Source organism: Xylanibacillus composti, from assembly GCF_018403685.1.
Classification (GTDB): Bacteria; Bacillota; Bacilli; order Paenibacillales; family K13; genus Xylanibacillus; species Xylanibacillus composti.
The window spans coordinates 89281-101516 of record NZ_BOVK01000012.1 but is presented as its reverse complement, the minus strand read 5'-3'; the positions used below and the strand labels follow the sequence as shown (position 1 = coordinate 101516).

Genomic DNA, 12236 nt, shown 5'->3' with positions numbered 1-12236 from the left:
CATGGCCGTGGTCGTCCGCTTCGGCTCCCTCATGCGCATGGCCATGATCGTCCGCTTCGGCTCCTTCATGCTCATGGCCGTGGTCGTCCGCTTCGGCTCCTTCATGCTCATGGCCGTGGTCATCCTCTCCCAACACAATCGGATCCAGCAGTGCCGTAGCGCTTACCGGCTTCACCTTGGCATCCGGACTGAGCGAATTGAGGAAATTATCCAGCCACCCCTCGAAGCCAAGACCGTTGTATATCAGCAAATCTGCTTCAGTCATGTTGACGATATCTCTGGATTTCGGAGCCCAGTCATGCGCATCTACGCCTGCTGGCACCAAATTAATGACATGGACATGCTCGCCGCCAATTTTCTTCGTAAAATCATAAAGGGGGTAAAAGGTGGTGACGACGTTCACCTTTCCCTCCTCCGTGCTCGAGGCATTGGGTGAACAGGCTACAGCCAGCACCAACAGCAGCACCAGCCACCCTCCGTTTTTAAGCAATCTGTTTCGAATTTTCATCTTTCTCTCTCCTCCCCGTTGACGCTCAGCTATGAAAAACCGCCCCTGTGAAGCCAAAGTCCATTTCTGTACATAGACATACCTGTACGAATGGAAGGCTGTTCTCATGCTATGCTGCACTAATAGTAATTATTACGATTTTTCACTTGTACGATTATACTGTCTGTCCTTTCCGGCTGTCAACCCTATTTTGCACGCCACACGGTTTCGCATTCTATTCGTACGGCCCAAAAAAAAAAAGAAACCGGCCCAAGCGACCAGCTTCTTCTATCCTGTTATGCATCCCTTTATTCACGGTCCGGGCACCGCAAGCTGACAACAGCAAAGTGCCCTAACCAAACCTCTCTATCCATCCGGTCTATTTCACTAGTGCGCCGTTTGGCATTCCATCCGGAACGGTGGCCAATGTCAATTGGTCGCCCATGGATGCAGCCAGAATCATGCCCTGGGATAGCTCCCCGCGCAGCTTGACCGGCTTCAGATTCGTCACGCAAATAACCTTGCGCCCAACCAATTCCTCCGGCTTGTAATGCTTGGCAATGCCCGATACGACTTGGCGCTGCTCCGTTCCCAAATCCAGCTGCAGCTTCAGCAGCTTGTCTGCTTTGGGCACAGGCTCGCATGCAATCACTTGTGCGACCTTAAGCTCCACCTTGGCAAAATCGTCTATGCCGATTTCCGCCTTCGAATCGTTGTCCGCCTTTGCCTCTCCAGAAGCTCCTCCGGCCTCCTTCTTCCCGCCATTCTGCTTGCTGTCGGAAGCCGGTTCATCCGGCTCGCCGGGCTGCCGCATCACGCCGCCCATCGCTTCCACGATGTATTCCACTTCCTGAGCGATGTCCAGGCGGGGGAACAGCGGCTCGCCTTTTGCGACACGCGTGCCTTCCGGAATGCGAGCGAATTGCTTGGCGTCTTCGAAGCTGACGATGTTCTTATCCGCGATGCCCAGCTGCTTCCAGATACGGGCAGGCGCCTGCGTCAAAAACGGCTGCAGCAGGATGGAAGCGATGCGGAGCGCTTCGGCAAGATGGTTCATAACCGAAGCCAGCTGTTCACGCTTGTCCTCTTCCTTCACAAGCGACCACGGTTGTGTGAGATCGATATACTTGTTGGCGTGACTGACCAGCCTCCAAAGCGCGGTCAAGGCTACAGAAAACTCCATCTTTTCCATAGCCTCTTCGTAAGCGCGAACGGTCTCCTGCGCGAATGTCTCCAATTGTTCGTCATGCGGAGTCAGACGGCCGGCATAGACCGGTATGGTGCCGCCGAAGTACTTGTCAATCATGACCACAGTCCGATTCAACAGGTTGCCCAAATCGTTGGCCAGATCATAATTGATCCGCTCCACGAACCCTTCCGGCGTGAACGCGCCGTCCGCGCCGAACGGCACTTCGCGCAGCAAATAATAGCGCAGGGCATCCAAGCCAAATCGTTCGATCAGCATGACGGGATCAACGACATTGCCTTTGGACTTGGACATCTTGCCGTCCTTGGTCAAGAGCCAGCCGTGGCCAAATACCTTCTTCGGCAGCGGAAGACCGAGCGCCATAAGCATGATCGGCCAGTAAATGGTATGGAAGCGTACGATCTCCTTGCCGACCAGATGCACATCCGCCGGCCAGTAGCGCCGATAGTTCGATTCATCTGTCGATCCGTAGCCGAGCGCCGTTATGTAATTGGACAGCGCATCGATCCATACGTAGACGACATGCTTCGGATTGTCGGGAACTTTGACCCCCCAATCGAATGTCGCCCGGGAGACAGCCAAATCCTCCAATCCCGGCTTGATGAAGTTGTTGATCATTTCGTTCTTGCGGGATTCCGGCTGGATAAAATCAGGATTCTCTTCGTAATACTGAAGCAGGCGGTCTGCGTATTTGCTCATACGGAAGAAATAGCTTTCCTCCTTCACCCGTTCCACGGAACGGCTGCAGTCCGGGCAATTGCCTCCCTCAAGCTGGCGCTCCAAAAAGAACGACTCGCACGGAGTGCAATACCAGCCTTCATATTCTCCCAGATAAATATCGTCCTGCTCAACCAGCCGGGCGAAGATTTTCTCAACCGATTGCTTATGTCTCGGTTCTGTCGTTCGGATAAAATCATCGTAAGAAATGTCCAGCTTGCTCCACAGCTGCTTGATTCCGGCTACGATGTCGTCGACAAACGCTTGCGGACTGACGCCTTTTTCCTTGGCCTTGCGTTCGATCTTCTGCCCATGCTCGTCCGTGCCGGTCAAATAGAAGACGTCATAGCCGCGAAGTCTTTTGTATCGGGCCATGGCATCCCCCGCTACAGTCGTGTAAGCATGACCAATATGCAGCTTGTCGCTGGGATAATAAATCGGCGTGGTGATGTAGAAGCTTGGTTTGGATTCGCTCATGTGTTCTTATTCCCTCCATTGATCTATCGTGGCTCCTGTTGCAGCCCCTGAAATTAAAAAAAGCCCCGCCCCTAAATGGGACGAGAACTTTCGTTCACGCGGTACCACCCAACTTCCTTCCTGCCTCGCGGCCAGGAAGACGCTTGAAGTCCATGACTTCGCCGTTATCGCCGGCTTACGCCGCTGCCTTGACTGCCATTAGCCCCGGCATGTCTCGACAGCCGCTCCTCCCGGACCATCTTCACAGATTTGCATCAACCGGTTTTCAGCTGCCCCGGCTCTCTGGCATGACACTTACCCTGCTACTCATCCGTTCATAGGAAATCTTCAAATATGGGATTAGTAAAAATCATAGCGATTACGGAGCAAAAAGTCAAGAAATGACATGGTCATGCCTTGGGCTGCCGGCGGAGCCGCTCCTTGCCGGGCTCGGGCACCGGATCAATCCCGCCGGGGTGAAACGGATGGCACTTCACAATGCGCTTCGCTGTCAGACCAAGACCCTTGATAGCGCCATGCTTCTCCACGGCTTCCAGCGCATAGGCCGAACAGGTAGGATAAAAGCGGCACGTTGGCGGCTTTAGCGGCGAAATGAACTTCCGATAGATGCGGATCGGCGCTTGTACGATGCGTTTCACCCGGGCAGCTCCTTTTCTCTTGCATTTGCCATCTATTATACAGGATGCGTCATCGAATGATCCAGCTCGCCCGCCGGTTAATCTGCCAGCTGGCGCATTTCCGCATAATATCCGTCAAACCACCGCCCTCCATTCGCATCCAGAATCTCATCTGCGAGGCGTATCAGCGGCAGCTCATCATCCTCGCGGCCAAGACGATCCAAAGCAGCTGCATAGCGAGAAGCCATGCCGCGATTGTAAAGCTCCAGCATACGCCATAGCCACTTCCCTTCCCCAAGCCAGCAGGCTTCTGTTCTGAGATAAAAACGAATCAACCGGACTCCCAGCTGCTGGGCCACAACCAGTCTTTCTATTCGATCCCGGTTCTCCTCCAAGTCTTCCAGCAGTTCGGTCAGCTCATATCTGGCCTGATTCATTTCGTCAAGCGACCAGCCCGCTGGGCCTGCTGCCAAGAACAATGCGGCCCTGCTGTGCCAGCGTCTGCATCCATGCGACGATTCCAGCCAGCGGCCGCAGGCGAGCAGCCTCAGCACAGTCGGCAGCGCGGTTCGTCGGGCTTCGCGGAAGAAGCGCGGCAGCGCCTTCTCTGTGAAAACAAACCATTCCACAGGCTTGCCTTCCACTATATTGGATTCCCGATAAGCCGCATCCACACTATTGTCAATCACAGCAATGTCCACATCTGAACGCGGGTTTGCCGTGCCGTTGGCGTGACTTCCACCCAGTACAATTGCAGCAGCATGCGGATAGCGAGCATAACTAATATGACGCACCCATTCTGCAACATTCGGATCATTGCTGTCCAATCTTAATCCCCCCCAGGCTTCTGCATATTTTCCATTCCTGCCGGGTCAAATAACTATACCGCCCTTTCCCTGCAGCCATAAGATAGAGCAAACTGAAAGGAGGTATGACTATGAGCGCTGCAGCAGGCTACGGTTTCACTTCGACAGGTGCGATACTTGTTCTTTTCATTTTGTTGGTTATCATTTCCCGAACTATTTACGTTTAAGAGGCAGCAGGCATACCGTATGCCCTTGCCGAGTGAAACTTGGCAGGGGCTAAGTACGTCTATAAGATATGCGGACCGAAGGAGCAGCGTGAAAGACAAGCTTTTTGCCCGTTGTTTATGGCGGCAATATTCGTTGCCAAGCAAATCGGTACAAGTTGTTCTATTTACACACCTGTCTGCATACCTTATACTATTATTCGTAATGTTTACTCTTAAAGGGGCACCGTCATGGCATTCAAAACAATTTTTATCAGCATTATCCTTGAAGCACTGCCTTTTATTCTTCTTGGCGTCCTGCTTTCCTCGTTCCTGCACGTGTTCGTCTCTGCAGATACAATCAGGAAATGGACACCGAGGAATCCATGGCTCGGCATTCCCTTCGCCTGCCTGCTCGGAATCGTGTTCCCGCTGTGTGAATGCGGGATGATCCCGGTCGTACGCCGCTTGATTCGCCAGGGCATGCCGCTGTACATAGGCATCACCTACTTGTTGGCAGGCCCCATTCTGAACCCGGTCGTATTCGCATCGACCTATATGGCGTTTCGCGCTCAGCCCGAAATGGTGTATTCTCGCATGGCGCTCGGCTTCTTGTCTGCGGCATTCATCGGATGGGTCGTCTACCGCTTCGTTACAGGCATTCCGCTCAAATCATCCGAAGCGCATGCCGGGGACCACCACCACGCACACCACCATGAGCATGCGGCAACCGAACAATCTGTGGACAAGCCAGGCTGGCCGTTGTTCTCGCTCAAGCGATGGGGATCAGTGATCAGCCATGCGTCCGATGAGTTTTTTGAAATGGGCAAATATTTGCTGCTAGGAGCTTTCTTGACGGCTGGCATTCAGACCGTCCTGGACCGCAACATCTTGGCCGCAGTAGCCGAGAATAGCTGGGCCGCTCATTTGTTCATGGCCGGATTTGCTTACCTGCTGTCCATTTGTTCGACGTCCGATGCTTTTATCGCAACCAGCTTCCAGGGAATTTTTGGCGCCGGTCCTTTGCTCACCTTCATGGTTTTCGGTCCAATGCTTGATTTCAAAAACACCTTGATGTTCATGGCTGCATTCCGCATCCGCTTCGTGCTGCTGCTGCTAGTTCTCATTACGATTACTACGATAAGCTTTACAATTTTGTGGGAGCACTGGATGCTGGATTGGATGAGGCAGTGGCTCGCCATTCGCTAGCGCGCCTCGCCCGGAATGAAAATGATTTGAGAAGGAGGATTGCCCATGTCAGCAGCCAGCAAAGCCGCTATTCACGCAATCATTCGATCCGTAATCTTGTTTGGATTTACGCTGTATATTTTATATTTAAGCGAGAAGGGCGCTCTTAATTATTATATCGCTCCGCGTATGGAGCTCTATGTGAAGCTCGCCGGTCTTTCCCTGTATGCCCTGGCTGTGCAGCAAGCATTCCATGCTTATCGTACTTGGAGGAAGCGAACCGCGATCCCATCCTGCGATTGCTCGCCCGCTCCGGCAGGAGGCGTATGGAAGCATGCAGCTGTCTACCTGTTCTTCCTCTTTCCGTTGATGCTTGGCTTGTTTACCCCGGACACTGCTTTGGGCAGCAAGCTTGTAGAGCGCAAGGGGATGAATTATGCCGCGTCCTCCAATCTGCAGAGCGGCGGGGCGTCACCTTCGCAGGGGAAACGGCCGGAGCAGCAGGCCGCACCTAATGCCGCCGACCAGCAGCGAGAGCAGCAGGGCAACGGACAGAACATCGACGATGCCTTCCCTCATTCGGCAACGGAATCCCAGGACACTCAGCCGGGAGCGGCAGACGATGCAATCCCGATTGCCCCGCAGCAGGACAATCGATCCGGCGATGCCCCTGAAGCGGATGCTGTGCAGCCGCCGGGCAGCACGCTAGAGGCGCCTGTACCGGATTCGGAGCCGACCAGGCCGCTGAGCGATGAAGAATTGAACGCCTTGTTCCCTGAGGACAATGTTCTGTTTTCCGGTTATGCCAAGTATGCGCGCTCTGTTTATAACCATGAAGTCATTGAGGTTCCCGAGCATTCCTACACAGAGGTATTGACCACGCTCGACTTGTACAAGGAGCAATTCGTCGGCAAAACAATCCGGATCAGCGGCTTCGTCTACAAGCCGGCGGAGCTAGCCACAGACCAATTCGCCATTACCCGTTATGCCATGCAATGCTGCTCTGCAGATGCAGCTCCCTACGGGGTATTGAGCTTTTATCCGCGAGCCGCCACATTGGTCGAAGACGAGTGGCTGGAAGTAACCGGAACGATCCGGACGGCCGTTATGAACGACATGGAGCTGCTGGCTTTAGACGTGCAGCAAGTACGCAAGATTGAAGAGCCTTCGGACCCCTACGTATATCCAAATTTCGATTTCGGCTTCGAGTAATAAAAAGGGGCTGCCCCACAAATGTCGGGACAGCCTCTTATTCATTAGTCCAGCATACCGCCTCTGCGGTTCATTCCCATCCTGTCGTCTCGATCCGGCAGGATGTCGTCGTTGTCTGGATCAAGCGGGTTCATATCGACATCCAGCATGCCGCGTCCAGCGCGGTTGTCCATGTTCATAGTGTTGTCGTTAAATCCGCGGTTCATGCCGCGACCGTTCATGTCTGTCATTGTGCCGTTGCGGCCGTTCATGCCTGTTCCGGCACCTGTACCAGTGCCTGTGCCTGTGCCAGCACCTGTACCATTGCGGCCATTCATGTACATGTCCATATCCCTTGTGTTGCGGCGGATATCATTGTCCATGTCCAAAGGGCGCACATTGTTGACATCGTTTCGCTGTACCCGGTTGTTGTCGTCAGCGCCAGCGCCTGCACAAGCTGCAAGACCTGTTGCCATCAACGAAACAACCAGTAAACCAGAAACCTTCTTCCACATTCGCGTCCACCCCCTTTGCCGAAGAATCAAAATTAGTTTCTCTTCGACATCAGGGTTTTATGTGGTGTTCAGGCAGTGACCAGCAATTCCCTTCAAGGCAATGCAAAAACATGCAGGTGCGGACTGGCAAAGATGCGGTCGTACCAGCTAGACGTTTACCCCTTTCCTTTCCCCTTCTATAGGCAGCTGAACCGTAAAGGTGGTGCCTACGCCAGGCTTCGAGGAAATATCGATCTTGCCCTTGTGGCTTTCAATCATGCGATAGCTGATCGAAAGGCCGAGACCAAGTCCTTCGTCCTTCGTTGTGAAGAAGGGGGTGACGATCTGCTTCAAATGCTCGTCCGGTATGCCTTCCCCTTCATCAATAATGCGGATGACCGCATGATCGGCCTTCCGGTCGAGCACCACGCGAATAACGCCCTGATTGCGCATCGCCTCAATCGCATTTTGAATCAGGTTAACGAACACCTGCTTGATTTGCTGAGCATCCACCTTCACCTCAAGCGCCTCTTGCGGCAGCAGCGTCTCCAACGTAATACTTTTCAATATGGCCTGGCTTTTCATCAATTCCACCGTATCTACGATCAAAGAATTCAGATTGCATGTGCGGATTTGCGGATTGGACGGTTTGGCCATCAGGACGAATTGGGAAACCAGCTTGTTCAAGGTCATCAGTTCTTGGTCTATAATGTCCAGGTAACGCATTTCAGAGGAATTTTTGTATTTTTGCTTCATGAGGTAGACAAATCCAATGACCGAGGTGAGCGGATTGCGAATTTCATGCGCCAACCCTGCAGCCAGCTTGCCAATAGCCGAGAATTTTTCCGACAGCAAGATTTGCCTCTCCAATTCGTGGCGGTCCGTTATGTCGCGAAACTGCAAATACGCTCCGGTGATCGACTTGCGCTTGTCGTCATACACAGGCAGCGCATCAAACAAGCAAACCGTTGTCTGCATCATTTCGTCGTGAAACACAATTTCCCGATCCGCCACTTCCTGACCCGTTTGCAGCACGTATTCGACCAGATGCCCGAACGGCTCCAGCTCGAAGACAGACTGCTCCATAAGCTGTTCCCTGCTCTTGCAAACAATTTTTTCCATGAACGGGTTCAGCTCCTTAATCCGCCCTTCCTTGTCTGTTAATATGATGCCGTTGCGAACCGTATTGATCATCATGCTGTTAAACCGTTCCAATTGCTGACGTTTTACACCCAGCTCCAGCTCTTTGCCGATCGATTCCACCAGGTTGGCGAGCAACGCAAGCAGGTAAGGGCTGTGATGCTCAAGCGGCGTCACCATGGCAAGTGCGCCATTCATGGCATGCGGCTCTGCATACGTGAACGGAACCGAGTAGCTGGCCATCGTTTGCAGGGCTTCCCTGTAATGATCTGCACCCAACAGCTGGATCGGCTGCTGCTGATCCAGCGAAAGGCTTACTGCGTTCGTGCCCATGTCCGCTTCTGTAAGAGGGATGCCAGCTGCAAAACCGCACTGCGCCAGTTCCTTCCGGACCGAAAGATCGCCGTGAATATCCAGCACATACCCGCGTTCATCCGTTAAGGCAATCGCCAACGGCACATGGTGCATCGATTTCAGCAGTTTCGTTGAAAACGTTTGCAATTGCGCATGCACCTTGCTGTAACGGGCAAGGCGAGACAATCTCTCCTCCTCCGGCAGACGCGTTGCCGGATCTGGAACGAACTGCGGACTCATCCCTGCTCGCTTGCATCTCAACTTCGATTCGGTAATGTAAGACGGCTCAGCTAACACTTACATCATCCTCTTCTTTGATTGTCTAGTAAAATCTGTATCTATTATATCGTTTTTACCTTATTTCTGATACGGGGAGAAAATGACGAATTCACACTTTTATTGTTGATTTATGTCGAAATGAAGAGGAATCTGTGGACTTGTCGGCAAAAATAGCTGTAGAACTGACAATAACCTCGTCGGCTGGCCACTCCTCTTTGTCTGACTGTGTCGGATATTCCATGCAAAAAAAGCCGGTCGGCGATGCCAGATCAATATCCAGCTTAAGACGCACAGATGCCGGCGCAAAAAGATACCCGATTTTATACAGAGACGCAGGGGCACACCATAGTCGGACGCCCGAGAATTGCAATCAGCCCAATTGAAAGGAATGTATGGAGCGGGGAATGGTTCAAGGATATAGGTTCTATAGGCAGGAAGACTGGAACGCTGCAATGGCAGGAAAAAAGTACAGGAAGTAATGACAGATAATGCGGAGAAGGTTTGTAAAGTCAATTAGACCGTGCTATAATAGGAACGGTCTTCGCAATTTTGGATAAAATTCATATTTCTCGATAATATTTCTTATATTATACCAAAACATTAGGAGCCAAGTCAAGAACTTATCTATATAAGGGAGTGCGGCAATCATGAACGAGCAAACAGAGTTGCAACAAGAGCAGAAGAGAGCGCAGCGTGTTCACGCCCGTATTGAAGCTCTTGTCTCTGAGCTTGAAGCGGAAGCAGGCGATCTGAAGGAACAGGTCGTGCGCATCCGCAAGCATTTCTGGGAAGATGTCACTGTCAATATCGACAATCCGGACGATGTCATCGAAACCGCCATCAGCATGAAGCAGCAAGCTGAAGTGCTCTCGGAAAGGGAGCGAAGCCACAGGCATACGGCTGCGCAATTGAAGAAGCTGGATAGGCTGCGGGACTCTCTATATTTCGGGCGAATCGATTTCCGGGAAAAAGGTGCGGACGAGGCCGAATCGATTTATTTGGGCACAGCCTCTCTGATCGATGAGAACGGTGAGGACTTTCTCATTTACGACTGGCGCGCGCCGATTTCTTCCCTTTATTACGACCATGTGCCCGGACCGGCCCGCTATGAAACCCCTGATGGCTTCCAAGAAGGAGAAATGACGCTAAAGCGGCAGTTCATTATCCGAAACGGAGAGCTCGAAACGTTCTTCGATACAGGCGAAACGATCGGCGACGAGCTCCTGCAGGAAGTGCTCGGAAAAGGCGCGGACGCCAACATGAAGACCATCGTGGCGACCATCCAGAAGGAGCAAAATCAGATTATCCGCAACGACCGCGCCCGCCTGCTTGTTGTCCAGGGGGCAGCCGGCAGCGGCAAGACCTCGGCTGCGCTCCAACGCATTGCCTACTTGCTGTATAAGCATCGCGCCCGGCTCAAGGCGGACCAGGTGGTGCTGTTCTCCCCCAACCCGCTGTTCAACAGCTACGTCTCCACCGTACTTCCGGAGCTCGGGGAGGAAAATATGCAGCAAGCGACCTTCCAGGAATACCTGGAGCATCGGCTGGGCCGCCAGTTCAAGGTGGAGGACCCGTTCGAGCAGATGGAGTATGTCCTGACCTTGCGCGGCGCGAAGGGGTATGAGGCGCGTGTGGAAGCCATTCGCTTCAAAGCATCTGCTGCCTTCCTCCACGCGATTGCATCGTATAAGGACACGCTGCAGCAGCGCGGCCTGATCTTCCGCGATATCCGCTTCCGCGGGCGGCTGCTCATCAGCGGGCAGGAAATCCATGACCGGTTTTATGCGACGAACCCGGAGCACAAATTTCACAATCGCCTGGCTGCCATTGCCGAATGGCTGCTGGATCGCCTGGCTGTCATCGAGGAAGAAGAACGCGGAAAAAATTGGGCGAAAGACGAAGCGGAGTATCTTGATCCGGACATATACGATCAAGCTTTTCGTTACCGCAGAAAGCTTGAGCGGCAAAACAGGCGCAGCGCGCAAAAGCAGACGGTCGAGAATAAAGCGCAGGACCCGTCCGCCAAGAAGGACAGCTATGAACAAGAGCTGGAAGTGCTCGCCGGCTGGGTCGTCAAGGAAAAATTCAAGCCGCTCCGCAGAGGAATCAAGCTCTACCGCTTCCTGAACATCCGCGCCATGTACAGCAGACTCCTCGAGGAACCGGAACTGCTGAAATCGTGCTTGCCGGCAGACGCAAGCTTGCCGGGACACTGGGAGGAAGCATGCCGGGACACGCTGGAGAAATTGAAGAACAAGGAGCTTTCCTATGAGGACGCAACGCCCTACCTCTATTTGAAGGAGCTGCTGGAAGGTTTCCATACCAACACAACGGTGCGCCATGTTTTCGTGGATGAGGGGCAGGACTATTCGCCCTTCCAGTATGAATTTCTGAAGCGGCTGTTTCCTCGCGCACGAATGACGGTACTGGGCGATTTCCATCAGGCTATCTTCACGAGCGCCTTGGCCCTTTCCGGCTTTCAAGCGCTGCAAGGCTTGTATCCGAATGAAGACATGGAAACACTGCGGCTGACACGCAGCTATCGCTCTACCCGCCCGATTGTGGAATTCACGCGCGGACTAGTCGGCGGCCGTGACATAGAACCGTTCAATCGCCCAGGAACGACTCCACGACTCGCCCTCGTCCGCAGCCGGGACGAAGCGGCCGAACGAACAGCGGCGCAGCTTCGCGAGTGGCAAGCGGCTGGGTATACAAGCCTAGCCGTCATCTGCAAAACTGCAGAAGCGAGCCGAACAGCCGTCGAGGAACTGCGCAGCCGCGGTCTTGGGCACGTCCATCTCATCCGCAAGGAGACCATTGCCTTCGAGCCGGGCATTCAGGTCATACCGGCCTACTTGGCAAAAGGCGTTGAATTCGATGCGGTTGTCGTGTACGATGCATCCGCCGCCGAGTATGGAGATGAATCGGAACGCAATTTGTTCTATGTCGCCTGCACCCGGGCCATGCATGATCTGTTCCTGGTTGCCGTCCATACGCCCACTCCGTTTTTGGAAGATGCGGAACCCGGCACTTACACGCTAGCGGATGAACCAACGTCAGTGAACCGTTAGTCCGC

At 53.3% G+C, this 12236-nt stretch carries 10 protein-coding genes; 4 read left to right on the top strand and 6 right to left on the bottom strand.

Annotated elements, in window-relative coordinates:
* The 4 genes from XYCOK13_RS04660 to XYCOK13_RS04645 all read right to left on the bottom strand — a co-directional run.
* Positions 1-508 (bottom strand): metal ABC transporter substrate-binding protein (locus XYCOK13_RS04660; protein WP_213410726.1); only part of this gene is annotated, 508 nt, incomplete at its 3' end.
* A gap of 358 nt (positions 509-866) precedes the next feature.
* Complete coding sequence (metG, locus tag XYCOK13_RS04655) at positions 867-2888, bottom strand: methionine--tRNA ligase (RefSeq protein ID WP_213410725.1); 2022 nt, start codon at positions 2886-2888, stop codon at positions 867-869.
* Positions 2889-3277: 389 nt separating this feature from the next.
* Positions 3278-3526 (bottom strand): membrane protein insertion efficiency factor YidD, encoded by a 249-nt coding sequence (gene yidD / locus XYCOK13_RS04650; RefSeq protein ID WP_213410724.1) that lies wholly within the window; start codon positions 3524-3526, stop codon positions 3278-3280.
* A 77-nt stretch (positions 3527-3603) separates the two neighbouring features.
* Positions 3604-4332, bottom strand: a complete 729-nt coding sequence (locus XYCOK13_RS04645) for a nucleotidyltransferase domain-containing protein (protein ID WP_213410723.1) — start codon at positions 4330-4332, stop codon at positions 3604-3606.
* A gap of 110 nt (positions 4333-4442) precedes the next feature.
* On the opposite strand from XYCOK13_RS04645, the gene XYCOK13_RS21810 reads away from it, so the two are divergent.
* From XYCOK13_RS21810 to XYCOK13_RS04635, 3 genes are all read left to right on the top strand, one after another.
* A complete protein-coding gene (locus tag XYCOK13_RS21810) occupies positions 4443-4538 on the top strand; it encodes a YjcZ family sporulation protein (RefSeq protein WP_244864996.1) in 96 nt (31 codons plus the stop codon).
* A gap of 228 nt (positions 4539-4766) precedes the next feature.
* Complete coding sequence (locus XYCOK13_RS04640; RefSeq protein ID WP_213410722.1) at positions 4767-5723, top strand: permease; 957 nt, start codon at positions 4767-4769, stop codon at positions 5721-5723.
* 45 nt (positions 5724-5768) lie between these two features.
* The gene (locus XYCOK13_RS04635; protein WP_213410721.1) at positions 5769-6914 is read left to right on the top strand and encodes a TIGR03943 family putative permease subunit; all 1146 of its coding nucleotides are present in this window, start codon (positions 5769-5771) and stop codon (positions 6912-6914) included.
* A gap of 44 nt (positions 6915-6958) precedes the next feature.
* Here XYCOK13_RS04635 and XYCOK13_RS04630 read toward each other — a convergent pair whose 3' ends face one another.
* Both XYCOK13_RS04630 and XYCOK13_RS04625 read right to left on the bottom strand, forming a co-directional pair.
* Positions 6959-7408 carry a hypothetical protein gene (locus XYCOK13_RS04630; protein ID WP_213410720.1) on the bottom strand — a complete coding sequence of 150 codons (450 nt, stop codon included), beginning with the start codon at positions 7406-7408 and terminating at the stop codon, positions 6959-6961.
* Positions 7409-7555: 147 nt separating this feature from the next.
* Positions 7556-9178: an ATP-binding protein gene (locus tag XYCOK13_RS04625; RefSeq protein WP_213410719.1), complete on the bottom strand. Its 1623-nt coding sequence runs from the start codon at positions 9176-9178 to the stop codon at positions 7556-7558.
* A gap of 629 nt (positions 9179-9807) precedes the next feature.
* On the opposite strand from XYCOK13_RS04625, the gene helD reads away from it, so the two are divergent.
* On the top strand, positions 9808-12231 hold the full coding sequence (gene helD / locus XYCOK13_RS04620) for an RNA polymerase recycling motor HelD (RefSeq protein ID WP_213410718.1): 2424 nt from the start codon (positions 9808-9810) through the stop codon (positions 12229-12231).
* Positions 12232-12236: the final 5 nt, after the last annotated feature.

Excerpts from the sequence above, each read along its gene's own strand:
- XYCOK13_RS04640 (WP_213410722.1), top strand. The coding sequence starts at position 4,767 with ATGGCATTCAAAACAATTTTTATCAGCATTATCCTTGAAGCACTGCCT.
- XYCOK13_RS04630 (WP_213410720.1), bottom strand. The coding sequence starts at position 7,408 with ATGTGGAAGAAGGTTTCTGGTTTACTGGTTGTTTCGTTGATGGCAACA.
- XYCOK13_RS04635 (WP_213410721.1), top strand. The coding sequence starts at position 5,769 with ATGTCAGCAGCCAGCAAAGCCGCTATTCACGCAATCATTCGATCCGTA.
- helD (WP_213410718.1), top strand. The coding sequence starts at position 9,808 with ATGAACGAGCAAACAGAGTTGCAACAAGAGCAGAAGAGAGCGCAGCGT.
- metG (WP_213410725.1), bottom strand. The coding sequence starts at position 2,888 with ATGAGCGAATCCAAACCAAGCTTCTACATCACCACGCCGATTTATTAT.
- XYCOK13_RS21810 (WP_244864996.1), top strand. The coding sequence starts at position 4,443 with ATGAGCGCTGCAGCAGGCTACGGTTTCACTTCGACAGGTGCGATACTT.